The sequence below is a fragment of the Actinomadura graeca genome, assembly GCF_019175365.1.
GTDB lineage: Bacteria > Actinomycetota > Actinomycetes > Streptosporangiales > Streptosporangiaceae > Spirillospora > Spirillospora graeca.
Map to the genome: position 1 here is coordinate 3,989,825 of NZ_CP059572.1, position 26,537 is coordinate 4,016,361.

General features: G+C 72.3%; 25 protein-coding genes and 1 pseudogene. 13 read left to right on the plus strand and 13 right to left on the minus strand.

From position 1 onward, the window contains the following. Positions 1-297 precede the first annotated feature (297 nt). From AGRA3207_RS17455 to AGRA3207_RS17470, 4 genes are all read left to right on the plus strand, one after another. The gene (locus tag AGRA3207_RS17455) at positions 298-1,407 is read left to right on the plus strand and encodes a PLP-dependent cysteine synthase family protein (protein WP_231335723.1); all 1,110 of its coding nucleotides are present in this window, start codon (positions 298-300) and stop codon (positions 1,405-1,407) included. A gap of 3 nt (positions 1,408-1,410) precedes the next feature. Beyond that, the gene (locus AGRA3207_RS17460; protein WP_231335725.1) at positions 1,411-2,667 is read left to right on the plus strand and encodes an MFS transporter; all 1,257 of its coding nucleotides are present in this window, start codon (positions 1,411-1,413) and stop codon (positions 2,665-2,667) included. A gap of 216 nt (positions 2,668-2,883) precedes the next feature. Further along, positions 2,884-3,996: a hypothetical protein gene (locus AGRA3207_RS17465; protein WP_231335726.1), complete on the plus strand. Its 1,113-nt coding sequence runs from the start codon at positions 2,884-2,886 to the stop codon at positions 3,994-3,996. Positions 3,997-4,152: 156 nt separating this feature from the next. Further along, entirely contained in the window at positions 4,153-4,431 is a 279-nt protein-coding gene (locus AGRA3207_RS17470; RefSeq protein ID WP_231335727.1) for a peptidoglycan-binding domain-containing protein, read from the plus strand. An 89-nt stretch (positions 4,432-4,520) separates the two neighbouring features. Here the strand turns inward: AGRA3207_RS17470 and AGRA3207_RS17475 are convergent, their stop codons facing one another. From AGRA3207_RS17475 to AGRA3207_RS17530, 12 genes and pseudogenes are all read right to left on the minus strand, one after another. Continuing rightward, positions 4,521-5,471, minus strand: coding sequence for an acetylserotonin O-methyltransferase (locus tag AGRA3207_RS17475; RefSeq protein ID WP_231335728.1), 951 nt, complete (start codon positions 5,469-5,471; stop codon positions 4,521-4,523). Between the two features lie 2 nt (positions 5,472-5,473). After that, positions 5,474-6,184, minus strand: coding sequence for a hypothetical protein (locus AGRA3207_RS17480; protein WP_231335730.1), 711 nt, complete (start codon positions 6,182-6,184; stop codon positions 5,474-5,476). After that, on the minus strand, positions 6,174-7,184 hold the full coding sequence (locus AGRA3207_RS17485; protein WP_231335732.1) for a DUF6895 family protein: 1,011 nt from the start codon (positions 7,182-7,184) through the stop codon (positions 6,174-6,176). Before AGRA3207_RS17485 ends, AGRA3207_RS17480 begins: the two co-directional genes overlap by 11 nt. Then, entirely contained in the window at positions 7,181-8,071 is an 891-nt protein-coding gene (locus AGRA3207_RS17490) for an ATP-binding cassette domain-containing protein (protein ID WP_231335733.1), read from the minus strand. The genes AGRA3207_RS17485 and AGRA3207_RS17490 overlap by 4 nt, the downstream gene beginning before the upstream one ends. 2 nt (positions 8,072-8,073) lie before the next feature. Further along, a complete protein-coding gene (locus AGRA3207_RS17495) occupies positions 8,074-8,904 on the minus strand; it encodes a hypothetical protein (RefSeq protein ID WP_231335734.1) in 831 nt (276 codons plus the stop codon). Further along, entirely contained in the window at positions 8,901-9,596 is a 696-nt protein-coding gene (locus AGRA3207_RS17500; RefSeq protein WP_231335735.1) for a hypothetical protein, read from the minus strand. Before AGRA3207_RS17500 ends, AGRA3207_RS17495 begins: the two co-directional genes overlap by 4 nt. Before the next feature lie 82 nt (positions 9,597-9,678). Then, positions 9,679-10,407: pseudogene (locus AGRA3207_RS40245) on the minus strand (ABC transporter permease); the annotation flags it as partial. Further along, positions 10,404-11,327, minus strand: coding sequence for an ABC transporter ATP-binding protein (locus tag AGRA3207_RS17510; RefSeq protein WP_231335737.1), 924 nt, complete (start codon positions 11,325-11,327; stop codon positions 10,404-10,406). The gene AGRA3207_RS17510 and the pseudogene AGRA3207_RS40245, both read right to left, overlap by 4 nt. After that, positions 11,324-11,902 carry a flavoprotein gene (locus AGRA3207_RS17515; protein WP_231335738.1) on the minus strand — a complete coding sequence of 193 codons (579 nt, stop codon included), beginning with the start codon at positions 11,900-11,902 and terminating at the stop codon, positions 11,324-11,326. The genes AGRA3207_RS17510 and AGRA3207_RS17515 overlap by 4 nt, the downstream gene beginning before the upstream one ends. Then, the gene (locus AGRA3207_RS17520; protein WP_231335739.1) at positions 11,899-13,263 is read right to left on the minus strand and encodes a lanthionine synthetase C family protein; all 1,365 of its coding nucleotides are present in this window, start codon (positions 13,261-13,263) and stop codon (positions 11,899-11,901) included. Before AGRA3207_RS17520 ends, AGRA3207_RS17515 begins: the two co-directional genes overlap by 4 nt. Positions 13,264-13,520: 257 nt before the next feature. Then, on the minus strand, positions 13,521-16,871 hold the full coding sequence (locus AGRA3207_RS17525) for a lantibiotic dehydratase (RefSeq protein WP_231335740.1): 3,351 nt from the start codon (positions 16,869-16,871) through the stop codon (positions 13,521-13,523). Between the two features lie 100 nt (positions 16,872-16,971). Further along, on the minus strand, positions 16,972-17,163 hold the full coding sequence (locus tag AGRA3207_RS17530) for a hypothetical protein (RefSeq protein ID WP_231335741.1): 192 nt from the start codon (positions 17,161-17,163) through the stop codon (positions 16,972-16,974). Positions 17,164-17,747: 584 nt separating this feature from the next. Here AGRA3207_RS17530 and AGRA3207_RS17535 point away from each other — a divergent pair. From AGRA3207_RS17535 to AGRA3207_RS17560, 6 genes are all read left to right on the plus strand, one after another. Then, complete coding sequence (locus AGRA3207_RS17535) at positions 17,748-18,329, plus strand: RNA polymerase sigma factor (protein ID WP_231335742.1); 582 nt, start codon at positions 17,748-17,750, stop codon at positions 18,327-18,329. Then, positions 18,326-19,213, plus strand: a complete 888-nt coding sequence (locus tag AGRA3207_RS17540; protein WP_231335743.1) for a hypothetical protein — start codon at positions 18,326-18,328, stop codon at positions 19,211-19,213. Before AGRA3207_RS17535 ends, AGRA3207_RS17540 begins: the two co-directional genes overlap by 4 nt. 57 nt (positions 19,214-19,270) lie before the next feature. Further along, positions 19,271-19,867, plus strand: coding sequence for a helix-turn-helix transcriptional regulator (locus tag AGRA3207_RS17545; protein ID WP_067466395.1), 597 nt, complete (start codon positions 19,271-19,273; stop codon positions 19,865-19,867). 86 nt (positions 19,868-19,953) lie between these two features. Continuing rightward, entirely contained in the window at positions 19,954-20,358 is a 405-nt protein-coding gene (locus tag AGRA3207_RS17550; RefSeq protein WP_231335744.1) for a hypothetical protein, read from the plus strand. An 88-nt stretch (positions 20,359-20,446) separates the two neighbouring features. After that, positions 20,447-20,740: a hypothetical protein gene (locus tag AGRA3207_RS17555; protein ID WP_231335745.1), complete on the plus strand. Its 294-nt coding sequence runs from the start codon at positions 20,447-20,449 to the stop codon at positions 20,738-20,740. Between the two features lie 184 nt (positions 20,741-20,924). Beyond that, positions 20,925-21,479: a very short patch repair endonuclease gene (locus tag AGRA3207_RS17560; RefSeq protein ID WP_231335746.1), complete on the plus strand. Its 555-nt coding sequence runs from the start codon at positions 20,925-20,927 to the stop codon at positions 21,477-21,479. 95 nt (positions 21,480-21,574) lie between these two features. On the opposite strand, the gene AGRA3207_RS17565 is transcribed toward AGRA3207_RS17560, so the two are convergent. Then, a complete protein-coding gene (locus AGRA3207_RS17565) occupies positions 21,575-22,246 on the minus strand; it encodes a hypothetical protein (protein WP_231335747.1) in 672 nt (223 codons plus the stop codon). A gap of 103 nt (positions 22,247-22,349) precedes the next feature. Between AGRA3207_RS17565 and AGRA3207_RS17570 the strand changes: the two genes are divergently transcribed. From AGRA3207_RS17570 to AGRA3207_RS17580, 3 genes are all read left to right on the plus strand, one after another. Continuing rightward, the gene (locus AGRA3207_RS17570) at positions 22,350-23,783 is read left to right on the plus strand and encodes a hypothetical protein (protein ID WP_231335748.1); all 1,434 of its coding nucleotides are present in this window, start codon (positions 22,350-22,352) and stop codon (positions 23,781-23,783) included. A 10-nt stretch (positions 23,784-23,793) separates the two neighbouring features. Then, entirely contained in the window at positions 23,794-25,626 is a 1,833-nt protein-coding gene (locus AGRA3207_RS17575) for a DEAD/DEAH box helicase (RefSeq protein WP_231335749.1), read from the plus strand. A gap of 70 nt (positions 25,627-25,696) precedes the next feature. Next, positions 25,697-26,515: a protein NO VEIN domain-containing protein gene (locus tag AGRA3207_RS17580; protein ID WP_231335750.1), complete on the plus strand. Its 819-nt coding sequence runs from the start codon at positions 25,697-25,699 to the stop codon at positions 26,513-26,515. Positions 26,516-26,537 lie beyond the last annotated feature (22 nt).

The following is a 26,537-nucleotide window of genomic DNA, read 5'->3' on the forward strand; positions in this document are numbered from 1 at the left end:
GCGACCATGCCCCGCGGCGGGACGGTGGAGGCGCCCGCCCAGCCGCTTCTGCCGGACCTGACCGCCGCACCGGCCGCCGCACTGACGGCGGCCTCCGACGGCGGGCTCCCCTCTCCGCCCCGGTGGCGGGGCAGGTTAGTCGGCTTCGGGCCGGCGGAACACCGCACAGGTGCCGCCGCCCTGGCCGTCCTTTGCGTTTTCCGGTCCTGACCGGCCGCCCGCCTCGGCGTCACGCCGAGCACAGAAACATGACCTGTCACGTTTCGCGGCCGAAGAGGACCATTCGCTATGAAGCCGATGAGCGGCACCCGTATGCCCGAGCTCCTGGACGTCATCGGGCGGACACCGGCGATACGCCTGCGCAATCTCACGTTGGACGGTGAGGCGCAACTGATCGCCAAACTGGAGAACACCAATCCCGCGGGCAGCCTGAAAGACCGTCCCGCCTGGCACATCGTCGAGTACGCCGAGCGGGCCGGGCTGCTGCGCCCCGGCGGGACGATCATCGAATCGTCGTCGGGGAACTTCTCCATCGCACTGGCGATGATCGGCGCGTCGCGCGGTTATCGCGTGATCGCCGTCGTCGATCCCAAACTCACGCCGACCAACCGCGGTCTGCTGGAGGCGTTCGGCTCGGAGATCGTCGTCGTCGACGAGCCCGACGACTCGGGCTCGTACCACAAGACGCGGATCGCCTACGCCAACCGGCTGCACCGGGAAATACGGAACTCGTTCCGTCCCGACCAGTGTTTCAACCCGCTCAACAGCCGGGCGCATTACCGGACGACCGCCCGCGAGCTGCTCGCGCAGACCCGGCGGCTGACGGCGGTGGTGTGCACCGTCTCCACCGGGGGGCAGCTCGGCGGCATCGCCAAGGCCGTCAAGGAGCGCGCCCCGCACGTCGCGGTGATCGGCGTCGACGTGTGGGGCTCCACCGTCTTCGGGGGCGAGCCGCACCCCTACCTGGTGCCGGGCGTGGGGCTGAGCTGGACGCCGTCCAACCTCTCGGACCTGTCGCTGGTCGACCGGGTCTACAAGGTGACCGACGAGGACGCCTTCCGCGCCTGCCGGACGCTGGTGCGCAGCGAGGGCCTGTTCGCCGGGGTCTCGACCGGCGCGGCCCTGACCGTCGCGCTGGCCGAGGCGATGCGCGCCCGCCCGGGACGGCAGGTCGCCTTCCTGGCGGCCGACCGCGGCGAGCGGTACCTGGCCACGGCGTTCAACGACGACTGGCTGAAGGCGCACGGGCTCACCACCGCGACCGCGCCCGAGGGACTCCGCGCACGCGCGCGCGAACTCGTGCCCCACTCGACCAGGCCGGCCGCCGAGTGCGCGAACCACCGGCCGGGCCTGGCCGCCGAGCTCGGCTGTCCGAGCATCGTGCTGGCCCGCTCCGAGTGGCGGTGAGGGATGCTCACCCTCCTGCGCGAGCGGGCGTTCCGCCGGTTGTGGCTGAGCTACTCGGCCTCGGCGGCGGCGACCGGGATGATGCCCACGGCCCTGACGCTGGCCGTCCTGGACGCCTCCGCCGGGCTCTCGGCGCTCGGCCTGGTCCTGGGCGCGCGGACCCTCGGATTCGTCATCGGCTCCCTCCCCGGCGGGGTCATCGCCGACCGGTATCCCCGCGCGGCCGTGCTGACGGTCTCCAGCGCGGTCCGCGGCGGCGCCACGGCGGTGGTCGGGCTCTGGGCGGACCTGCCGCTCCTGGCCGTCTGCGCCGCGATCTGCTGCGCGGGCGCGGGCGAGGGCACCTTCCGCAGCGCCTACCAGGCCCTCGTCGCCGAGCTCGTCGACGAGGACCGGCTGCACCAGGCCAACGCCGCCACCACGCTCAGCCTGCGGATCTGGCTGGTGGGCGGCCCCACCGCGGCCGTGGCGCTCTACACGCAGTTCGGACGGGGCGCCAGCCTGACGATCGCGGCCGCGCTGTGGCTGGGCTCGGCGCTGCTGACCGTCACCGTCCCCGCCGGGCGCCCGTCTCCCCCGCCGGCGGGCGCGCGGGCGAACGCGCTGGCGGAGTTCCGGGAGGGGCTGGCCGAGGCGCGCCGCCACCGCTGGTTCCTCGCCGGCATCACCGCCCTGGTGTTCTGGCTCGCGCTCGGCGAGGCCGCCAAGTACGTGATGCTGCCCGTGGTCAGCCAGCAGCGGTTCGGCTCCAACGCGCTCATCGGTGCCGCCCTCGGCGCCTACTCGTGCGGCGCGATCGCGGGCGCCCTGCTGATGAGCCGCTGGCGGCCCCGCCGCGTGGGCGTGCCCGCCATGGTCATGCTGGGCTGCTACGGCCTCGTCCCGCTCTCCCTCGCGCACGCCTCCCACAGCTGGACGATCATCGCCGCCTGCGCCCTCGGCGGGGTGGGCATCGAGGTCTTCAACATCCCGTGGTTCACCGCGATCCAGCGGGAGGTCCCCGCCGGCCTCCAGGCCCGCATCTCGTCGCTGGACTTCCTGGTCTCCTACGGCATGAGCCCGGTCGGCTTCGCCGTCATCCCCGTCGCCGTCGGTGCCCTGGGGGCCACGGCGGTCCTGGACGCCGCCGGCCTCCTGGTCATCGGCAGCGCGCTGGCGGCCCTCCTCGTCCCCGGGACGACCCGGTTCAGCGACCCGCGCGCCGGGGAGGTGGGAACGCCGGAGCCCCAGGCGGGCAAAGCCGGGGCCGGGTCCGGGTGACACCCCTGTGACCGCGGGACGGCGTGCGGCGGCGCCCTTCTCAAGGAAAGGGATCGTGGGGCAAAGCATGCCGCCTCGTGATTCGTTCTGGAGCGGCCCGGAAATAGCATGGTCGTACGCCATGGTTTTGGACGGCGCGGGAGAATGCGCGATGAATGTGCCGCGCATCTGAAGGGCCGGGTCCGCATGAGACGATGGGCTTATGACTTTCCGGTCGTGTCCAGGCTCGACGAATGGATGCGGGAGCGGAACTCGTGGGTGCTCTGCGAGGAGATCCGCTCCAGCGCGCGCGAGCTGACCTGCCGCCTGGACGCCGCGTCCGCCCGGCCGGGCCGCTCCGGCGACGACGTGCGCCTGCTGGAGGGGGCACGGGACGAGCTCCGGCGCGCCGAGAACGTCATCGACTTCGACAAGCACCGGCGGGGCCCGACGGCGTCGCACGTCACGACCGCGCAGCTCCACCTGAACTCCGCCCGCTCCCTGTGGATGAAGACCCTCACCCCGGAGGAGCTCGAACCGTACCTGCCGAGCCTGTTCATGCTGGTCAAGGAGCACCTGGCCCCCGCCGACCCGCGCAGGATCGCGGCCGAGGCGATCGGTGCGGACCTGGCGGCCGCGGTGGCGGAGGAGGGGGCGCCCGGCCTGACGGCCCCGCAGCTGATGGTGCTCATCAAGGCGGTGGACGCCGCCCGCGAGGCCGCCCTGCTGGAGAAGCTGCGCGCCGAGAGCTTCGCCCGCATCGTCCGGTGGATGGCCGCCTCGCTGTTCTGCCTCGCGGTCTCGATCGGCACCCTGGCGGCGATCTGGAAGTCGGCCGTCCCCTTGTGCTTCACACCGGCGGGCGGAACCTCGGCCGGGGACGGGGTCGGCATCGTGTGCCCCGGCCGGTCCGCGCCGGCGATGCCCGCGGACGAGGTCGGCGCCGAGATCGCCGACGTCGCCCGGCGCGGCGACTACATCACCATCGAGATCGTGGGTATGACGGCGGCGAGCATCGCCGCGGCGTCGGCGTTGCGCAAGGTCAGGGGGACGTCCACGCCCTTCGGCATCCCGGTCGCCCTGGCCGTGCTGAAGCTGCCCACCGGCGCGCTCACGGCGGTGCTCGGGCTGCTGCTGATGCGGGGCGCGTTCATCCCTGGCCTCAACGCGCTCGAATCGCCGGCCCAGGTCATCGCCTGGGCGGTCGTCCTCGGATACTCGCAGGAGCTGTTCACGAAGTTCGTCGACCGGCAGGGGCAGGCCGTCCTGGAGGGGGTGCGCGGACCCCCCGAGGCGGCGGACCGGCGCCCGCCGCCGGAAGGGACGCCCGACGCGGGGCGCCGGGCCTGACAGAGGCCCGCGCATTCCCTTGAAATTTCATCACGAACGCTTGGTAAAGGGCGGCGTCCGGCTCTTTGCCCGAATCTTCCCTGCTGGCCGTTGTGTCATTAACGCGGTGTTGTGGATTGTGTCTGGTAAGAACCCGATCCCAAGGAGGGAATCGTCATGGCGGACCCAGAAGTCAGGGAATCAGCGAAGACCAAGGCGCCGCCCTGGCCCGGTCGCTACTTCAAGCAGCCGCCGCCCATGGAGGGCAAGAACAACGACGTCCGCACCTGGCAGGCCCAGATGCGCAAGCGCGGCTGGAGGATCGACGCCGACAACTGGTACGGCCCGCAGTCCGAGGCCGTCTGCTACGAATTCCAGAGGGAGAAGAAGCTGAAGGTGGACGGGATCGTCGGCCCGAAGACCTGGGCGTGCGCCTGGGAGTGTCCGATCACGTAGCCGGAGGCTGCCGTGAGCGTTCCCGTCCCGTCGGCGGCGCTCACCCAGAGGCGTGCCGGAGCCCCGTCCCGGCACGCCTGTGTTCTGCGTCAGCTCTGGAGGATCGTCCATCCGGCGGGGAGCTTCGTCGCCTCCGGGACCGGAAGGCCGGACGCGGCGAAAAGGTCGTTCCATTCCGCCAGCGGACGGAGCCGCCCGCCGAAGTGCAGGAGCAGGTCCAGATCGCCGAGCGCGTGCTCGGTCTCACCCGGGAGCGGGACCATCTCCACGATGAGCAGATGCCCGTTCTCCTTCAGCGCCGCCTGGCAGTTGCGGAGGATCGTCGTGGCCGTCTCGTCGTCCCAGTTCGCGAGGACGCGGCACAGGATGTAGACGTCACCGCCCGGCGGGACCCAGGTGCGGATGTCGGCGCCGACCCGGTCGATGCCCTGCGGGCACGACGTGGCCTGGAGCGTCGCCTCAAGTTCCACCAGGGTGCCGCGCGCGGTGGTGTGCTTGGTGAGGATCCGGTCCAGCAGATCACCGAGGCCGCCGCCGAGGTCGACGACGCGCTTGCCGGAGAAGTCGTAGGCGGTGGCGACCGCGTCGAACAGGTTCGGCTCGGGGACGGCATGGCTGTAGGCGGACGCCAGGTCCGGCCGCTCGTTGAGGCGGTTGAACACATGGGTGCCGAAATGCTTCTCGAACGGGCTCGCGCCGCTCATCCCCTCGGCGAGGGCGGTCGCGGCGGGCGCGGACATCTCGGCGGCGACGCGGGCGATGTGCCGTAGCGGGTTGTCCGCCGCCGTGGTCAGCAGCCGCCCCTCCTCCGTCAGGGAGTAGAGGCCGCCCGGCACGGTATGGACGATCCCGATGGCCGCCAACGCGTTCAGGAACTGTCTCATCCGGACCGGGTCGGTGCCGGTGCGCCGGGCCAGCCCGTCAGGTGTCGCGCCCGGGGGCGTGATCAGATCGGGGACGCCCAGCCGGACGGCGGTGCCGACAAGCGCCGTCCCCCGATATCCGAGCGCCAGAGACAGTACGCGCTGCGCGGGATCCATCGTCAACCCTCCATGAGGCGGTAACCGGGTGTGCATGCCTCCGCCAGCGTCCACAGGCACCCGACCGTGACGGGCAGGTAGAGCCGGAGCTCCGGGACTCCCGTCCGTCCGGCGATCGCGTGGAAGTCGCCGAAACGGCCGTCGGGCCATTGGCGGGCGGCGAGGAACCCCACCGGTTCGGCGGGGATGGGGTGGTCGAGGTAGCCGGTGGTCCGCAGCAGGAGCGCGCCCAGCTCCAGGTCGGCGCAGCGCAGCGCCCGGATGGCCAGGGCGGGCAGCACCAGCGCGGCGGCCGGTTCACGGAAGGCCGCCGGGACCTGGAGGGGATCCGATCCGAAGCCGGTGACGGCGCTGATCGCGTCGCAGCAGTCGCGGAGCTCGTCCGGTCCCTTGGTGAGCAGGTCGTAGGGGTCGGCGTCGGACGGCCACTCCGGGGGCGGCGGCGCCGCGGCCGGGGGCCCGGGGGACGGGAAGCCGAGCGTCGTCAGGGTGATGTGGGTGAGCCGGACGAGCGTCGGGTCGTACGGCGTGAGGTCCACGTGCGCGAGGAGGTCGGCGCAGTGCGCGGCGGCGTTCTTCAGGACGGGCCCCGCCGCCGAGCAGAGCCCCAGCCCGGCCAGCCCGTACATCGCGGCCCACGGGTCGCGTGTGGCGTCGTCCTCGAACAGGCCCGACAGCCAGGCGGCGGAGCGTTCGAACGTCTCAGGACGCATCGGGCGCCTCCCACACGATCGCGGCCATGGCCGTCACGAGGGTGGTGTGGTAGCAGGTGGCGAAGACCTGCCCGGGTGCCCCGCCGTCGCGGGGGTCGTGGTGGGGGCCGGGGACGAGGCCGTCCGGGTGCTGGGCGCCCTGGAGGCAGCGCCAGGCCACGTCGGTGAGGCCGTCCGGGGGGAGGCCGAGCGCGCGCCAGCACAGCAGCAGCTCGGCGGTCAGGTCCCAGTTCCGCCACGCCACGTACTCGGCGAGCAGGAGCCGGACGAGCGCCCGCGCGTTCCCCACCGTCTCGCCGCGCGGGTAGGGCCGCGCGCCCATGTCGGTCACGGCGAAGATCACGTGGGTGATCGCGTAGGCGTCCAGGTCGGACAGGTGGCAGAGGCTGAGCCGCTCCGCGAGCAGCGACCGGCCGATCAGGTCGCCCACCGGCGGCAGGAGGTGCTCGACGCGTCCGAGGTCGAGGTAGTAGCGCAGTTCCAGCAGCCCCGCCGCGGTGCGCGCCAGCGCGTGGGTGGAGCCGCCGGCCGCGGCGACCCGGTCGCGCAGGTAGGAGTTCAGGTGCGGGACGGGGGTGCGGCCCGTCCGCTCCAGCAGGATCGCGAGGGCGGCGTAGTGCGGGAACAGGGCGTGGACGCGGGCGAAGCGCTCCTGGCAGGCGGGCCCGGCGAACACCTCGGCGGCGAGGTCCAGGGCCCGGTCGGTCTCCAGCCTCGTCACGGGCCCGAACCCGCCGCGCTCGGCCGCCAGCCGCCCGAGGATGACCAGCTCCAGCAGCGGGCCCTCGGGGAAGGCGTCGGGGGCGGCGGGCGGGCGGCGGCGCCGCGGGTCGAAGAACGGGAGCCGCTGCGTGCACCACAGCAGCGCGCGTTCGCCGAGGTCACGGACGTCCGCCTCCGCCGCGGGCGCGGACGCGTCCCCGCCGGGCGGCCCGGTGGACAGGGCCTCGCGCACGTCGTCGTCGAGGCGGCCGAACCGCCGGCGCGGAACGGCGGTCACCGGATACCGCTTCCGGCGCGCTGTCCCGTCCGCGAGGAGTGCAGCAGGTAGGCGTAGGCGTCTTCGAGGGACACCGGGACGGGTTCGGCGGATTCGCCCGGCGCGCTGGTCACGACCCGTTTGGCCTGCCCGTACGCCGCGGCGACCGTGCCGAGGACGAGGCTGCCCGGCGGTTCGAGGCCGTCCGCGGGCACGAGGAAGACGCGGCCGCGGACGGTCTCCAGGAGGTCGGCGGTCAGCCCCTGGAAGAGCACGCGCCCGTGGTCCAGGACGACGAGCTGCGGGCAGGTCTGCGCGACGTCCTCCAGGATGTGCGTGGACAGCAGCACGGTGCGGTCCCCGCCCAGCTCCGCCAGCAGCGACCGGAAGCGGATGCGCTCCTCGGGGTCGAGCCCGGCGGTCGGCTCGTCCACGATGAGCAGCTCCGGGTCGCCGAGCAGCGCCTGCGCGATGCCGACCCGGCGGCACATGCCCCCGGAGAGCGCGCGGACGCGGCGGTCCGCGAACGGGGCGAGGCCGACCAGGTCCAGCAGCCGCCGCGCCTCCTCGCGCCGCCGCCGGGACGGCAGGCCCTTGAGCAGCCCGATGTACTCGACGAACTCCTGCGCGGTCAGCTCCGGGTAGAGCGCGAGGTCCTGCGGCAGGTACCCGAGGACGCGCTGGAGGTCGCGGCGCCGCCGCCGGTCGGTGATGTCGCGCCCGCCCAGCGAGGCGCGCCCGCCGCTGGGGCGGACGACCCCGACGAGGATGCGCATGAGGGTCGTCTTGCCGGCCCCGTTGGAACCCAGCAGGCCCACCATGCCGGGGCCGAGGTCCAGCGACACGCGGTCGAGCGCGACGACCCCGCCGCCGTAGGTCTTGCTCAGGTTCTCGGTGACGATCCGCACCGCTACTCCCAACGGTAACCCGCCGCGAGGCGGTTCCGGTTGACCATGACGAGGGCGGCCGCCATCAGCGCCAGCGCGGCCAGGACGAGGGCGGCCGCCGACAGCGCGGCGGTCCCCGCCGTGACGTCCGGGGACAGGGGCGCGAGCCCGAGGCCCTGGTACGAGCGCTCGCCGCCGACGGAGATCGCGACGTACTCGCCGAGCGGCGACAGCAGGGTCCCGGTCGTCGACGGGATCGGGATCACGTTCGGGTTGAGCATGCACGCCCACAGCCAGAACGCCACGAGCAGCACCCGCGCCGCGGGCAGCGGCATCAGCAGCGCCAGCAGCGACGCGACGGCCGTGGCGACCAGCAGCCCGGGCAGGATCATCGCGACCGCCAGCAGCAGCGCCGCGCCGAACGCCTCCGGCCCGCCGTCCAGGACGCTGTGGACCGCGCCGATCGCCAGCAGCGTCCCCGCGACGAGCGTGTACGGCCCGGCGAACGACCCGGCGACGACGACGACGGCGCGCCGCCACGGCGGGACGGGGGTGGAGTTGAGCAGGTCCCCGAGCCCCTCGTCACGTTCCCGGACGAGCCGGTCGGACAGCAGCACCCCCACGCCGATGGGGACGACGTACATCAGCAGGTTCGCCCATCCCGCGACGGCCGCGGCGCCGTGGCGGGGGGTGTCGGTGAAGCCGATGAGCAGGACGAGCGCGATGAGCGCCACGACCACCAGCGACGACGGCCGCCGGAGGAGCATCAGCCCCTCGTAGCGGACGAGCCCGGCCAGCGGGAGGCGACCGCGCGCCTTGGTCACCGCGTGCCTGCCCGGCGCCGGGACGGTCATTGCCGGCTCCGTCCGAGGAGGCGCTCGGTGTCCCGGCAGGCGAGCAGGACGCCCGCGACGGTGAGGGCCGTCCCGGCGGCGACGAGCGCGAGGCGGCCGGTCAGCCAGTCGGCGCCGAGCCGCGCCGCCGGGGACTGCGCGAGCCAGACGAGCAGTACTAAGACGGCGGCGGCGCCGCCGGAGCGCAGGACCAGCCCGCCGACGGCGCCGACCCCGGCCAGCGTCACGCCGGGGCCGACCGGGATCAGCGGGGCGAGCAGCAGCGGCGCGGGATGGTTCCAGGCGCCGAACAGGCAGAGCCCGCCGATCAGCACCCAGGCGAGGACGACCGACGCGGCCAGCAGGATCCCCACCCGGCGCAGGACGGTGTGCCAGTACGGGGACGGGAGCGACAGCTGCAACTCCATGACCCGTTCCCTCGTCACGACGGTGGCGGCGCCGAACCCGATCGCGATCGGGAAGATCATCGCGGCGATCCGGACGGTCGACAGCCCGACGGTGCCCGCGCCGGCCTGGCCGGCCGCGCGGGCGGCGGCCCCGGCGGCGATCACCAGCAGCGCGGTGGCCAGCGGCGCGGCGAACCCGGCGAGCCCCACCCGGCGGGCGTCGGCGCGCAGCAGTGACAGAGGCACCATGGCCCGTACGTAGCGTCCGGTGCCCGCGAGGTTCACCTCGATCGCGGTGCTCTTCATCGGACGAGCCGCGGGACAGGCGGGCGGCGCCCGCGAGCGAGGCCGCGCCGATCGCCGCGAGGACCGCGGCGGCCACGGGCCAGGGCGCGGCGCCGGGCGCGCCGGCGCCGAGCAGCCCGGCCCGCAGCAGGTCGACGGCGTACGTCATCGGGTTGACGCCGACGAGCGCCCGCATCCAGCCGGGCAGGGTGTCGGCGCGGAACACGGCGCCGGAGAGCATGAACAGCGGCGTCATCGCGACGCCCATGAGCGCCGCCACGGCCTCCGGGCGCCCGGCCGCCACCGACAGCAGCACGCCGAGCGCGCCGAACGAGACGCTCAGCAGGACGGCCGCTGCGGCGGTCCCGGCGGCGCTCGCGGTGGTGACGCGCACGCCGAGCAGCATCGCGACCGGCAGCAGGACGGCCATGTGGGTGAGGGCGAGCACCGCGGAGCTGCACGTCTTGGCGACGGGCAGCACCCAGCGCGGGACCGGCGCGACCAGCAGTTCCCGCGCGAACCCGTACGTGCGGTCCCAGGCCAGGCTGACGCTGCTGGTCAGCGCGGTCAGCGTGACGTTCATGCAGGCGATGCCGGGGAACACGTAGACGCGGATGGGGATGCCGTCGACCTCGTCCACCATGCCCCGGAACGCCACGCCGAACACCAGCATCATCACCGCGACCTGGCCCGCGCTGGACAGCAGCAGCCCCTGGTTCCGGACGTGCCGCAACATGTCGCGCTTGCACAGCAGGTACACGCAGACGAGGTAGTGCCCTGTCATGACGCGGTCCCGATGCCGTCCGACCACGCCGCCCTGATGCGGGGTCATGACGCCGCCACGCAGGACAGGAAGACCTCTTCCAGGGACGACTGCCGCAGCTCCACCCGGTCGATGCGCAGGCCGTGCCGCGCGGCGAGGACGCAGAGGCCGTGCACCGACGCCGCCGGGTCGCGGTGCGGGACGAGCACGCCGCCCGGTGCCTCCAGCGCCAGGATCCCCGCCGCGCCGAGGACCGCCAGCAGCGGCCCCGGCGCGTCGACCGCGAGGTGCACCGACCCCGAACCCGCCGACATCCGCAGTTCGAGGGGGCTGCCCGACGCGACCGCGCGGCCGCCCGCGACGACGTGCACCCGGTCCGACACCTCGGCCTCGTCCATGTAGTGGGTGGAGAACAGCACGGTCGTCCCTGCGGTGGCCACCTGCGCGCGGACGTCGCTCCAGAACACGGCGCGCGCCTCCGGGTCGAGGCCGGCCGTCGGCTCGTCCAGGACGAGCAGGCGCGGCCGGTGCAGCAGCGCGCGCACCAGCTCCACGCGCCGGGCGAGGCCGCCCGACAGCCGCCGGACCCGGTCGGCGGACCGCCCGTCCAGCCCGAAGCCGCCGAGCAGCTCCCGCGCGCCGGACCGGGCCGCCGACCTCGACATCCCGAACAGCCGCCCGTGCAGGACGAGGTTCTCCATCACGGTCAGCTCCGCGTCCAGCGTCGGCTCCTGGAAGACGACCCCGAGGTCGCGGCGGAGCGTGGGGTCCTCGCCGCCGATGCTCCGGCCGAGGACCGTCAGCGTGCCGTCCTGGACGGGTGCCAGGCCGCACACCTGCCGCAGGAAGGTCGTCTTGCCCGCGCCGTTCGGCCCGAGCACGGCGGTGATCTCCGCGGTCCGGGCGGCGAGGTCCAGGCCGTCGAGGGCCGCCACCCCGCCGTAGCGGAAGCGGAGGCCCTCGGCCCGCACCGCGTCCGGGCGGTTCACGCGCCCGCCTCCCGCAGCGCCGGCCCGGCGACGCGCTCCCGCAGCTCGTCCCTGACCGTCGCGACGAGCTCCTCGACGGTCGGCGGCGCGATCCCCGCGACGATGCCGCGGCTGGCCGCCTCGTAGACCCGCGCCGCCACGGGCTCGACCAGCCGGTGCCCGTCCTCGCGCAGCGTCGCGGCGTTGCGCCGCACCGCGGGCGAGGCCCACATGTCGGCGTTCATCGCCGGGACGATCAGCAGCGGGCGGCGGTGCGCGAGGGCGGTGGTCGTCAGCAGGTTGGGCGCGGCGCCGTGGGCCAGCGAGGAGAGGGTGTGCGCCGTGCAGGGCAGGACGACCAGCAGGTCCGCCCAGCGGGACAGCCGCACGTGCCCCTCGCCGGGGTCGGCGTCCGTGGCGGTCTCGACGAGATGCGCGAGGGTCGTGGCGGGCAGGAACCGGTCGGCCGCCGGGGTGAGGACGGCCTTGACGTCCACCCGCACCGCGCGCAGCGCCCCGAGGAACGCGGGCAGCTGCAGGATCGCGATCGAGCCCGTGGCCCCGACGAGCACGCGGGCCGGGCGCTTGCCGTTCACGCGCCGAAGGCCAGCTCGGCGAACAGGCCGGGGCCCGTGTGACCGCCGCGCCCCGCGTACCCGCCGGGGCCGCCCGTGTTCGGATCCGTTCCGCCCGCGGTGCCGGTGGCGGGCCCGCCGGTGTCCAGGAGGACGGCGGCGACACCGGCGGCGCCGTCCAGCACCCCGGCCACGTCCAGCAGGAGCCGCCGGTCGTCCGCCGTGCCGCTCTCCGCGGCCCGGACGGCGTGGCGGTAGCCGAACGGGAGCGCCGGATCGCAGGCGCCGGCGATCTCGCGTGCGAGGCCCGCCGCGAACGCCCCGAGCTCGCGGGACCCGGGTCCGGCGAGCCGGTGCGCGGCGGCGAGCAGGCCGGACGTCCCGTGGCAGACGGTCACGCCGTCGAGCTTCCAGGCGTCGCGGGGGCGGGCGAAGACGGCGCGCAGCCCGTCCAGCGCGAGGCGCGACCACTCGGGACGGCCGAACGCGCGTCCCGCCGCGTCCAGGGCGAGGCCGAGACCCGGCGCCCCGTAGCACCACGCGCTCCGCGCGATCACCTCGCCGCGCGGGGCGCCTTCCAGCTGCTCACGCCAGGAGACGCGGCACGGCCAGTACGGTCCGGCCTCGTCCCGCAGCGCGCGCCCGGCCAGCCACTCCGCCGCGTAGGACACGCCCTCCTCGGCGCCCGCCGGGGCCGTCCCGCGCAAGGCGGCGGCCGCGAGCACGGCCATCGGCCCGGCGGGGCCGTGCGCGAACCCGGCGTTGAAGTCGCCGAGCGGGTACGTGCGCTCGTCGTCGGCGGTCGGCTGGAGGTGGGAGGGCACCCACCAGCCCGGCACCTCGTGGCCGCCGACCCGCACCGGACGCAGGACGGCGGCCAGCTGCTCCAGCCCGGCGTCCGCGGCGCGGCGCGCGTGGTCGAGGACCTCGGGGTCGCCGGACGGGTCGTCCGCGACGGCCATCAGCAGCCGGGTCAGCCCGCCGATGCCGGAGACGACGTCGTAGCCGTGCCAGCCGACGCCCGGTCCCCGATTGCGCCGCCCGGCCTCCTCTTCACAGCGTTTCAGCAGGTCGTCGGCGACCCAGGGGACGAGCCCGGCGTGCAGCCGCCGGTACGGGGCGCCGGCGCGGCGGGCGGCGGTGACCGCGGCGAGGATGGCCGCCGGGCCGCAGTAGAGCCCGGTCGCCGGGTAGGCGCGCACCGCGTCGAGCGCGGCCGTGATGTGCGCGTGCGCCATCGGGAGCCACCGGTCGTCCTGGACGGCGGCCTGCGCGGCGGCGAGCGCCACGCCGGGATGCCCGTGCGCCAGCGAGACGGGGTTCCAGGTGGAGTGCCCGTAATAGGGGATCTTGTTGCGGGGGTCGCCGGCGATCTCGGCCACGGTCACCGGGTCCCACAGCTTCGTCAGGACGTGCTCGGCGGCCTCCCGCGCGGCGGCGGACGGCGCGTCGCCGGAACGCGGGGCCGTATCAGGGGGCGGCGCCGTATCCGAAGGCGGCGCCGCGTCAGGGCGCGGTCCGCCGCCGGAACGCGGTTCCGTGTCGGAACGCGATGCCGGTTCGGTGTGCGTCGTGCTGGCGGGGGGCTTTGCGGCGGGGGGCGTCGCAGCGGGCTGCGACATCGCGGGGGGAGCGGGGGTCAAGGATCTTCCTTCCGGGTGTGGCGGCGGCGCTCCGCGTGATGGAGCGCGCACGCGCGGGCCAGGGACATCGCGGCGGCCTCCCGCTCCAGGCCGCCCGCGCCGATGATCCGGTTGCAGTGCATGTGGAGGAGGCTGCCGACGATACGGCTCTCCGGCGTCCACGGTTCGACCAGGTTCCGGGCGACGTCCCGGTAGGCCGTGAGCGTCGCGTCCCGGTGGCCGAGGAGGTCCAGCACCGCAGGGCCGCCTGGCAGCTCACGGAGCCCAGGCCACCCGCCGGCCGGGTCGATGAGCGCGGCCCTGCGGTGCCTGTCCCGCCGGAATCCCGGCGGGACGTCATGGGGCGGCCCGGTGGTCGACATCCAGGCCGCGACGGGGTCGTGCAGCCAGCGCGTCCCGACGGCCGCGCGGTCGTCCGCCGCGACCGGCCCGCCCCAGGCGTGGACGAGGGCGGTGACGCCGATCGCGGCGAGGTCCACCGGGTCGAGCCCGTGCTCCCGGGCCAGCCGCAGCAGGCCCATCGCGGTCTCCGAGTCGGCCTGGAAGAAGCGTTCCGCGGCGTCCATCGCCTCGGGGCCGCCATAGCGCTCGTACTCGGGGTCGTAGGCGTCCAGGACCAGCCGTCCGGCGAGCCCTGCGCGTTCCCAGCCCGACACGGTGTCGTGCAGAAGGGAGAGGACCGGGCCGTTCAATACGGCAGCGTCTCCATGCAAGCGCAGCCGGATGTGGAATCCGGGGTCGGTGTAGCGGATGAAGAACCAGCGGTCCACGCCGCCGAGCGCCGCGGCCTTGCCCACGAGCTCCGGCAGGTGGTCGCGGACGAGCACGTCACTGCGCTCCGGCGCCATGTACAGCTTGGCGTACAGCCAGCCGGCCCCGGGTTGCACGGCGCGCGGACGGTCCGTCAGGAGCGGCGCCCAGGTGGGACGCGGGCGCCGGTCGGGTTCCCGCCGCCGCACGGGCAGGACGATCTCCGCGACGTACCCGGCCTCCCCGTCGCGCGCCGCGTCTCCTCCGGTGCCCCCGCCGCGCGCCGCGTCGCCCGGGGAGAACCAGCCGTCGGCGAAGTCCTCGCCGCCCGGCACCTCCTGCGCCACCAGGCTCATGCCCCGCTTCAGCTCGTTGCGGAGCAGTTCCACGTCCCAGCCGTCCCGCAGGTCGAGGCGGATCCGCTGGTCGTTGCTCGTCGCGAGGATCCGGGCGGGGACTGCCCAGCGGTCCCGCCAGTCCGCGAGCGCCGCCGCGAACCGCGCCGGGTCCGCCGCGTCCGGACGCAGCGGCTCCAGCGACCAGCTCGCCGACCACAGCACCGTCCGGCCGTAACGGACGCGCGGCAGGTACGGCGCCGCGCCCATCGCCGACCAGTCCCACGGCGACCACATCTGGTGGTGCTCGAACGCGATCTCGCACAGCAGCCGCACGGCGTTCGGCGCCTGCGTCCGCACGTTGAGCATGTTGTGGAACACCGGCCGGACGATCCTGCCGCTCGGGGCGTGCACCGCGTAGAGCCCGCCGAGGGACGCGCCCACGGCGATGTCGTCCAGGTCGATCTCCTCAGGGCCGCCCGCCTCCTCGCCCGAGTCCGGGAGCGCGGCGACCCCGACCGACAGCCGCGTGTCCGTCCAGCCGGGGTCGCGCGCGATGTTGCCGCTGCGCGCGTGCCTCGGCTCGTAGCGGACGACGACCGGGAGCGCCTCCCCGCGGGCGGAGTCGCGGACGCAGGCGGCGACGGTGCCGCGCGCCGCCTCGGGGAGCACGTCGCCGAACCGACCGAACGTGGATCCGTCCAGGTGGGAGCCGGGGTTCGGTGACACCACGAGACGGAGGTCACCGCGGTCGACGGCCGCCTCGTCGGCCGCGACGACGTGCAGGTACAGCTCGAAGCCGGGCGGCGCGGAGTCCGGGTCGTGCTCGCCCTCGCACAGCGCGTCCAGGAGCGCGTCGTCCAGGACCACCTCCCGGCGGCCGTCGCGGACCGCGTCCCAGAGCAGGGACGTGAGGAGCCGCGCGATGCCGGGCGGCCGCACGCCCGGCGCGTCCTGCGACGGGTCCCCGTCGCCCGCGCCGCCGCGCGGGCCGGGCGGCCAGGAGTACCCGGCGGGCGCGCCGAGCCCCCGGTCGGCGTCCAGCAGCTCCTTGACCGGCACGAGCCGGCCGAGCCCGTACCGCTCCACGAACTCGGCGTGGTACCCGCGCAGCGCGGGCGTCCCCAGCAGGGGAGGGGCGAGCCGCCACAGCACCTCGGCGGCCCGCGCGCCCTCGGAGGCGACGTCCATGGGAAGCTGCACCCGGTGCCCGAGCCGCAGGTCCACGTGGACCGCGGAGTTGGTGTGGGCGTTGGCGGCGCCGCGGACGTCCCGCAGCAGCCGCACGGCCTCCTCCGGTTCGGCGGCCGGGAGGGCGCGGACGACCCGGTCCAGCGCGTCCAAGCGGGCCCGGACCTCCGGATCCCCCACCCGGGCATCGCCGCCGCCCGCGTGCGCGGCGGCGGCCTCGCGGTCGACGCGGCGGAGGACCGCGTGCGTCTCCGCCAGCCGGTCGCCAGGGCCGAGCCGCGGCCGCAGCTCGGTGACCAGCACCTGCTCGGCGACCAGCCCGCGCACCAGCCGCAGGACGGCGTCGTCCGTCGCGCGCGCGAACCGGGCGAGCAGCGCCGCGGCGAGCTCGTGCACCGCCACGGGCCGCCGTGCCAGCCCGAGGGCGGCGAGGACGACGGGCGTGGCGCGCACGGAGGTGACCGCCCTGCCATCGCTGCCCGGGTCGATGTCCGGATTGGTGGGATTGGGCATGACCACTCGGTCCCCGTGCGTCTCCACGAGCTGGTGGGTCTGCACGCGCAGCCACCACAGCACCGCCCCGTCCAGTTCCAGGACGCGGGTCAGCCGCGCGAGCACGGCGTTGTCGGCGCGGGCCACGACGCGGTGGCCGGCCGGATCCGACCAGACCACCTTGGTGTTCCCCGCGAACGCGACCGACGTCACGCCCGCGAACAGCCCGAACGGCGTCGGCCTCGTCGCGGCGCGCCGCGCGTAACGGTGCACGGCGAGCGCGACGCGCACGGCATCGCCGCCGGCGCGCGCACCGGTTGCGGTTCCGTTCTCGGTTTCGTCCAGGACGGAACGCACGCCCCGGACCAGGTCGGGGCTGGCCAGTTCCAGCGCCGCCATGAAACGGGCGTCCGACACCGCCGCGCGGAGCAGCCGCGCCGCGTCCTCGACGCCGGGTGAACCGGGGGCGCCGGGAAGGGGATCGAGGCGGAACGCGGCGGGCAGCACCGGCGCGCGCAGCATTCCGGCAGGCCACGGCTCGAACAGCGGCGGCCTCGCCTCGGCTGGTGACTGGGACACCCGGACTTCCCTCTCTCCGGCTGGACTCCGGCTCCACCGGAACGGTTGTCGGACGGCCGGCCCCGACCGCGCCCGAAGGGCGGGGCCGGCCGTCATCGGACTAGCAGCAGCACCAGCTGCAGAAGCTGCCGCCGCCCGGGCTCGTGCAGCCCGGAGTGCAGACCGCATGGCTCGTCACGGACGGGCCGGTGGTGACCGTGATCACGGAGCTGTCGATGTCGAGGTCGAAATCGGCGTCGAAGTCCATGTCCGAGCCGGGGGTCGTCGTGCCCTCCGTCGCGTTGACCGGCATTTCTTTCCCTTCCCTGGGCGTACTGACGGTTCACTGGAAATCCGCGTGGAGTTCCAGCCGCCCTGACCTGGTGCCGAAACGACTCGTGCACCTCCGCCTCCCGGGCGACGAATTAGCCGCCTCCTCAACCGACCGGGACAAGGTGACTGCCATGATCTGTGTTGCGTGCCAGCGGTGTTCAAGAGGTGGCTGTGAAGCTGGCAGTAATGACACTCAGCGCTGACTATGCGCCAGGGCGGCACTACGCAACGTCACTGTTTCCGTCTCGGTCGCATTGCGTCGGTGGCCGTGTTCGGAGCGGCTCTGGGGAGCTTCCGCGGACCGGTCGCGGACCCGATTCTCATGTGCTGAACAGGCGTCCTTGACCTGAATACGTCATCCTACTTGATGACCTTGAAAAGGGTTTCGCGGCCGTTCTCCGCACGAGCTCTCGGCCAAGGGTGTCCACGGACCGTGATGGCCGTTAGTCTCACCGCGGTAACGAGCGACGCCCGATCTTTTCCGGCTGCCAGGACTGCCAGATACGGTCTGTCCGCGCACCACGGCGGCCGGAGGGCCCGGGACGGCTATCGGGGAGCACGACCATGACAGATGTCGACACGTACGACCTGCCGGGCGGTGACATCGGCGATGAGGACCTCATGGCCGAGGTCTGCCGCGGGCGGGAGTCCGCGCTGCGGGTGCTCTACGACCGCCACAGCACGGCCATGTTCCGCCTGCTCCTGCGCCTCACCTCCAGCCGCCCGCAGGCAGAGGAGATCCTGCAGGAGGTCTGGCTGGCAGTGTGGCAGTCCGCGTGCCGGTTCCGCGGCGAGTCGTCCGTCCGCGGCTGGCTGCTCGGCGTCGCCCGCCGCCAGGCCCACAACCGGCTGCGCCGCCGGGAGTTCGCGCTCGCCCCGCTGGAGGAGGCGTCCCACGTCCCCGACCCGGGCGCCGACGTGGAGGCCAGCGTCCTGTCCGCCGCCGCCCGCGAGACGCTCACCGACGCGATCATCGCGCTCCCCGAGCATCTCCGCGAAGTCGTCGTCCTGGCCCTCGTGGACGAGCTGCCATACCGGGACGTGGCAGCCGTGCTCGGTATACCCGTCGGTACGGTGAAGAGCAGGATGTCGCACGTGCGGGCCAGGCTCATGCGATCGTTGGTGGAAAGGCAGGAGTCGCTGTGACGCATTTGTCCAACGAAGAGATCGCGCGCGCGGCCCGTGCCGCCGACCGCCGCCTGACCGGTGACCCCGACGTCCCGTCCTACACGGCCCTCCTCGGCGGCCGGCTGCCCGCCCGCCACGCCCCGGCCCGGCACGCCAGGCCGGTCCGGCGGCACGCCCAGACGCCCGTCCCGGCGCCCGTCCCGGCCCCGCATCCCGTCCCGCGCCCGGCTCCGCACCGGCGCCCGGCGTCCACCCGCCCCTCCCTCGTGGAGGCGCTCCGGACCGCCGCCGAACTCACCTCCGCCCAGGTGCGGCTCCTCCCCCGGGCCCTGCCGACGCTCTCGGCCATCGGCCTCGCCGGGGCCGTCCTGCTGGCGCTGACGACACCCGGCACGACGGCCGTCCGCCTGTTCGGCGCCGCCGTCACCCTGATCGTGCTGGCCGGCGCGCTCTGCGTCCGCGGCGCCCGCCGCGACCCCCGCGGCGAGCTGCTGCGCACGCTGCCGGTCGGCCCCCGCGCCGTGTTCCTCGCCCGGCTCACCCTCGTCCTCGGCTGCGACGCCGCGGCCGCGCTCGTCGCGTCCGCCACCGCCGGGCTCGCCGGCGACACCCTGCGGACCGGCGAGCTGATCTCCGCGTGGCTCGGCCCGTCGCTGCTGTCCTCCGCCGTCGCGGTCACGCTCACGGTCTGGCGCTCGTCCGTCCTCGGGATGCTCGGCGGCGCGCTGACCTGGACGCTCGTCACCCTCCCCGGCACCGGCGGCGCGCACGAGAGCGGCCTCGGCGCCCTGTTCGGCCGCACCTGGGCCACCACCCCCTGGGTCGCGCCCGCCGCCCTCGCCCTCTTCGCTGTCGCGACCGTCCTCGCCGACCATCCGAGGACCGTCCGACCCGAACGGTGAACCACCGACCCCCCCGTCGCTACGTACTACCCGTACGAGCGACCCGAGGGAGGCGCGGTGGGAGAACTCCGCCTGATGAGCCGGACGGCCGGCGTCATGGTGATCTGTGACAGCCTTGGCGACCAGTTCGAGCCCTATACCTCCTGGCTGGACGGCCTTGGGGTCCGCTGCGCGTTCACCGGCGACGTGCCGTCCGCCGTCCGCCGGGACCGGCCGCCCCTGGTGGTGCTGCCCGTCTTCACCGAGGTGAACGCCCGGCGCCTGCACGAGCTGACCGACGAGCACCCCGGCGTCGCCGTCCTCGGCGTCGTCCGCGACCTGACCGGGCACCAGACGCACCGTGCGATCCACCACGGCGCCACCTGGGTCCTGAACATGCTCCTGCCGACGCAGTGCTACAAGGACGTCCTGCTGACCCTGGCGGGCACGTACCTGACCCGCGGCCCCACGTCGGCGCCCACGAGCGAGGACGAGGACGAGGAACTGATCCGCCTCCTCTGCGGCACGGCCACCGTCGCCGAGATCTCGAAGCACTTCTACTGCTCCGAACGCTCGATGTACCGCAGGCTCCGCTCCCTGTACTCCCGCCTGGGCGTCCGCGGGCGGAACCAGCTCCGCGCCCACGTCGCCCGCTCACGCCAGGACGTCACCTAGGGAGGACCTTGCCATGCCGCTCGGACGACTCATCCCGAACTCGCAGGCAACCGTCCAATCCCACCCGAACGTGGTGACCTGAACCGGTGCGCCACCTCACCACGGCCGTCCTCACGGTCAGCCTGGGCACCTGCCTGGCCGCCCGCTGCGAACCGGTCCCCCCGTCCACCCAGTGCTCCGCGAAGTCGTGCACCATCACGATCGGCCGCGCGTCCACCCGCCGCCAAGCCGACCGACTGGACCACGGCGGCGCCACCAACGTCATCATCACCGCGACAGGCCACCTGGCCTGCGAGATCCTCGCCCACGCCCTGCCGACCCAGGTCGTCTGCGAGGTCACCGGAGCCGTCCTCGGCCAGAAGATGATCACATCCCTGCGCCGCGCCGCCCGAGGCGGCGACTGCCTGCGCATCCACTTCAGGGCCCCGACCCGCAAGCACTGGAGGGCGGTCTCGTCCGCCCCCTATTCAGGCCCCGCCTGCACCGCGTAACCGCCCCTGACCGAAAGTGGTCGCACACGTGCGGACAGTCGCGTCCGGCGTCAATCTTGGTGCGGAACGAAAGGACAGGTGATCCCCGGTGCCGGAACCTGTGGAGACCGCGCCCGCCCCAGCCACCGAGGCGTCCATGCTGGGCCGCTTCGTCGCCCTGTTCACCCCGGTCTTCGTCGTCGCCGCCGGCTGGTTCGCCGGCCTGGTCGCCCAGATCGTCCCCGGCGCCCACCTCGACGAGACCCAGCTCACCACCTTCATGATCGCCGCCATGACCGCCGCCCTCGGCTCCGGCTGGAAGTGGCTCCAAGGCTGGCAACAACACGAACGCCTGGTAGCCGAAGGCAAAGCCACCCCCCTAAAACCCGCCACCCCCAAGTAGCGCGATCCACCCAGGGAGACGCGGCGGAAATTGCCGGACCGCACTGCTGCCCGGCACCCCAGGTGCAAGCGGCTCAGAGGCTCCAAGCCCGGGCAGCGGGGACCCCTGCTGATGTCTAAGTGCTCTGCGGGGAAGGAGTCGAAGGAGTATCTTTGCCCACGACATCCTCCGAAGAGCGAAATGAGTGAGCCGTAGCATCGTGTCCGCCGATGATGGTAGCGACCGCAGAGAGAAGGCGTGGGCGTCCGGCACCTACCCCCGCCCGGCCAACGAGGGCCGTTCGCGGAACATGAAGGCAAACCGCCGCTCGGATACCAAGCCGGAAATTGCGCTCCGGCGCGCATTGCATGCTCTCGGTTATCGCTATCGCAAGGACTTCCGGCTCGATCTCCCCGGGGGCACTCGCGTCCGGCCAGACATAGTCTTCACCGCCCGCAAAGTGGCGGTATTCGTGGACGGTTGTTTCTGGCATGTCTGCCCTGAGCACGGCCGCGAGCCGACGAGCAACGAGTGGTACTGGACTCCCAAGCTCCGCCGCAACGTCGAGCGTGACCGGGCAGCGGACGACGCGCTGAAAAACGCCGGCTGGCGGGTCGTGCGCCTGTGGGAACACGAACCGCTCCCCGCTGCTGTCCAGGCCGTTGTCGTAGCCGCGGGGCCAGCCAGCGTCGAACGCGAGCCCCAAATTGCTTCAGAGACTGACCAAGATAAATCCGACGAGCCAATTAGCCTTACTTGAATCGGCTGACACTGGTCTTCCGCGGTAATGCCGGGCCCTGGATTCAGGCTGGAGGCGTGCCTTGGTCACGGGGCTCGCCTGCAGGCCGCCACCTTCTACAGCTGCCGGGCCACCGCTTCACGATCTTCGACAGGGAGCCTCAGGTACTGGGCCCATGCCTTCTCAGCCGCCGTGGCGGGACGCCGTCCCGCTCTTATCCACGAGGTCAGCGCCGCGCGATCCGGGCCAGCCAGGCGGCCGATGGCTTCGAGCAATGCATCAGGAGACGGCATCCTTCCGGCGGAGGCGCCGGCTCGACAGCGCTTGCATTCGGTGACAAGACGTGGCTTGCCCGCCTCGCCCGCCCGGCGGGAGATCGAGAGCTGCGCCGTCTGGTGCTGAGCGTCAGGATAGGCTTCGCCGCCGGTAATGCCACAGACAGTGCACATGTACTCGTCGCGCGCCATGATCGCTGCCCGCTCCTTCGCGGAGATGGTCACCGTTCCCTTCGGGGTTGCCTTTCCCGGCTTCCAGACTTCCTCGCCCGCCTTCACGAAGCGAAGCTCGCTGGGGTCGAGAGCTGAGTCCTCCTTGTTGGTGTCGATCACCCATTCGTGGTCACGGAGGTCACGCATCCGGCGGTCGGCCTGCTCCACCCCTGGGAACGCCGCCCGTAGCTGCGCCTTGGTGAACACGCTCCCTTCGCCGATCTCGCGGAGCAGCCACAGCGCGATCCGGATCTTCGTACCGCGCTTCACGGAGGTGTCGTTCCAGTCAGGGATAGTCACAGCGACCCCAATAGCAAGGTTGGCGCATGTCGGACTGCAGAGTGTCGGTGGGGACTACCATGATAGTTGCGCACGTACCACACCCGTATATGGAGAACCTTTCATGAGCCCAGTGCGGCCACCTGGCGCCACCGAGAACGAAGATCTTGTCAAGACCAGGCTGGCTGCTGTAGGCAAGGGCGGCGGCACTCCCGAGACGTTCCGGATCGAGTGGCGCAGCGAGGGCAACCGCAATCTCCCGGTCATCGACATGCCGGTGAGCGCGCTCTACTACAATCCCGAGACGCACCGCATCCGGGCGCAGCGTGCCCACGACCCAGCGCGGGATGCGGCTCTGACGGCTGATCCGTGGACCCCGCAGAGCCAGGCGTACCTTCATGACCTCCTCATGGCCAAACCGGACAACCCTGATATCCAGGACCCCGATTTCGTCGCCCTGATGGAGGACCTGAAGAACAACGCGCAGAACACCGCGGGCCTGATCACCCCCACGGGCATCGTGGTGGACGGCAATACCCGGTGCGCCGCATTGCGGGAAATCGGACAGCCCAATATCCGCGTTGCCGTCCTTCCCGAAGACTGGGGCTGGGGCGATGTCAATGACGTGGAACTTAGCCTTCAGCTGCGCAAGACCTTCCGCCGGGACTACTCGTTCATCAACGAGATCATCGCGCACGCCGAGCTCCTCGCAGCAGGCCGCTCCCTCGACGAGACCGCCGCCGCGTTCCGTAAGAAGAGGAAGACCATCGAGCAGGGGCAGTGGGCATTGGCTCTCATCGATGAGGCCATCAAGCGCAGCCGTGCTGCCTTGGACGACGGAACTGGCGTCCAGCTTCGCCGACTGGATTTTGAGGGCCACCAGGAGTCCCTCAGGGAGATCTACGAGCGGTACAAGCGTGTCCGGGCACAGGACCCCGACCTCGCCCAGCGGCTCAGGGAGGCCAGCCTGGCGGCGCTCTTGGTAGATGCCGCCAAGACCGACATCCGCAGTATCTGGCTCGTCGAGGATTTTGATGAGAAATACCTCAAGCCCAAGCTGACAACCGAGCTCAAGGTCGCTCCCGCCACGTCCGAGCCCGCTGGGGTGAGTATCCCGGGGCTCAGCATCACGATGGACGCCGAGGATTCCAAGATCAAGGAAGCCAGGGCCACCACAGACAAGCTGCTGAGGGCCAAGGCCCGGTCAGCCTCAGCGGCGAAGCTGTCACCGGCCGAGACCGCCCGGAATTCGGCGCTCATCGCCGAGGCGGACAAGGCCATCAGGGAGAGCCTCCGGCAGGCCAACCGTGACGTCCGCCAAGCACAGCGGAAGATGGCCGCCCCCGAGAAGCTAGACGAAGCGACCGACGCTCTCCGGGCCTGCATCGACGACATCGCCAAGGCCCGTGCTCAGAATGTCCTCGATAACGAGGCGCTGGATGACGCCTTGATGGGGCTGCGCGACACCCTCACGCGGCTCGGCCGGACGGCGGCACGTGGTGTGCGGGGCGAGCCCGGCCCGGGTCTGTCGTGGCTGCTGCTTGCGACCATGGACTAGGGATCGGATCGTGCCCAGTCTCCGGCTTGAGCTGCAAGCATCCGGTACCGCCGTTCTCATGCGTGTCCCGCCCGAACGCGCAGAGGACCTTCGTCAGCTCGCTGGCCGGTTCCTGACCGCCCGGCATCAAGGCCCCAGCCTTGTAGAGCTGGAACTCGAGGATCTCCTCGCCAATCTTCGTGAACTCGCCGACTGGCCGGCACCACAGGATGTGACGTGGCAGCCCGAGCTCAGGGTCCTCGTTGAGGGTAACCACCGGGACACAGCAGCAGCCGGCAAACGCCTCGAAGCACCGGAGTCCCCCGCCCTGCCCGCGGACGAGATCACCGAATTGCTCGCCGCGTCCGGCTGGTCAGCTCCGGATCCGCTCACGGCGTTTCAGCTCAGGGACATTGCCAAGCTGCTGTCCATGAGTCATGGCGCGAACTTCAGTGTTCCCGGGGCCGGCAAGACCCGGGTCTCACTGGCGACGTTCCAGGTCCTCCGCGTGCAGGGCCAGGTGGAAAGACTGATGGTGGTGGCCCCGAAGGCCGCCTTTGAGAGCTGGTTGTTCGAGAACCAGGCGTGTCTAGAGACGCCTCTCTATGTACAGGTTTTGGACAGCGGGCGGCTGCCCGACCCGGCGGCCCAGCTCATCGTGGTGAACTACGAGGGCCTGGCTAAGCACCAGGTGGCGCTGGCGAAGTGGCTCGCAATGAAGCCATCGATGTTCATCCTGGATGAGGCACATCGGATGAAGCGAGGCGCCAACGGGGTCCATGGTGCGGCTTGCCTGGCGCTGGGACCGCGGTCCCGCCGCCGCCTCATACTGACCGGCACGCCCGCGCCCAACGGCGTCAAGGATCTGGAGAACCTCCTGGGCTTCGTCTGGCCCGGAGAAGGCCGCAGGATAGTGACCCGGGCCGTGGGCAACGGCGATCTCCGGCACGCCAGCCGTGTGCTGCGGCCCCTCTTCACCCGCACAACCAAAGGAGAACTCGGCCTCCCTGAGGTCAACGTGAAGATCCGGAGACTAAAGCTTCCGGATCTTCACCGAGAGATCTATGGCGCGCTGACCGGTGAGATGAGCGCGCGAGCGGCGCGGGTAGCCCATCCTGAATCCCAGGAGGGCCTGGAAGCACTGGGCAAGATCCTCATGTATCTGCTCATGGCCGCGACCAGCCCCGCCCTCCTCGCCGTGGGCGATACCAAATACGAGGCGCTGCGGTTCCGGGTGCCACCGCTTGATGTCCCCCGGGACGCGACGCTGTACCAGTTGCTGGAGGATCTCCCCAGCTACGAGCTGTCGCCGAAGTACCAGGAGACCTTGGCCATCGTCGACGCGAATGCCAGGGCTGGACGGAAGACCCTTGTGTGGTCGACATTCATCCGCAACCTGACCACCCTGGAAGTGATGCTCGCCCCCTACCTGCCCGCCACCGTGCATGGTGGCACCCAGGATCGGGAAGATCAGCTCAAGAGATTCCGCGAGGACCCAGACTGTCACGTCCTGCTTTCTAACCCCGCAACCCTTGGCGAAGGCATCAGCCTGCACCAGGTGTGCAATGACGCGGTGTACGTCGACCGAGATTTCGCGGCCGGCCGGTATCTGCAGAGCCTCGATCGCATCCACCGGCTCGGGCTGAAACCTGGCACGGTCACTAACATCACAGTGCTCGCGGCGGACAAGACCATCGATGACAGGGTCGAGCAGCGCCTGGACACCAAGCTCCAGATCATGGAGGCGGTGCTGGATGACCCCGCCGTCGGACAGCTGGCCGACCTCGAAGAGGAGCCTCCCGCCGCAGCCCAGGCCGACATGTCTGCTCTGCTGGAGCATCTGAATGTCCGTCCTGCCCGCTGAACCGATCCTCCGTGCGGCTAGGCGCTGGGCAGACCACCTGCGGCATTCGTCCGTGGAGCGGGCACACGCTGTGTTCGCCAACCACCCCGGCTATCTTGATCTCACCCCGACTCAATACGGAACGGCCCTTACCTGGCTCAGAGAAGTCGGCATAGTCACCGAAGATGGGTCCCTGGCCCACAGCGGCAGTCCTGTGGAGCTGGCATTGTTCGAGGCGGCGTTGCTGAACGCGAGCCCGCTGTGGCTCCGCGACGCCGACCAGCTGATCAATATGCCCGACGACCTGCCGGAGGACGCAATTTCCGCCGGTGAAGCGCTCGGGTTGTCACCGCGCCAGGCCACCGCCGTCGTGCACACCGCCTGGGGCAAAGTCGACGCAGCCGCACGCAAGCAGATCGGATCCGCCGGTGAGGAGGCACTCGCAAACCTCCTTACCGAGCTCACAGGCGTGACCGTGGATTATGTCGCTGACTATGCCGATGGGCTCGGGTACGACATCGCCGTCCACGCCGACGGGCTCCACCTCGATCTCGAGGTCAAGACCACGACGCGACGCGGCCGGCTGACCATCTACCTCTCACGCAATGAGTACGAAGTCATGCGAGACAACCCTGCCTGGCGGCTCACCGTCGTATTCCTCAACTCCGAGCGGCAAGCGGGTGCTGTCGGGACAATTGATCCAGGGTGGGTTCGGCGTCACGCCCCGGCTGATGCCACCCCGCTCGGCCGATGGGAGTCCGTCCGCTTCGATATCCCCCCGGATGCCATACAACGCGGGCTTACAGACATCAGCGACTGGGCTGGCCCTCGCCTCAGCGGGCGTCACCTGCTCCGCGCCGGAACGGGCGAACGCCCGCCAGCCTGGATCAGTGCCGCCCCCGCAGTCTGAGGGAGCCATGCACGAAGCCCTG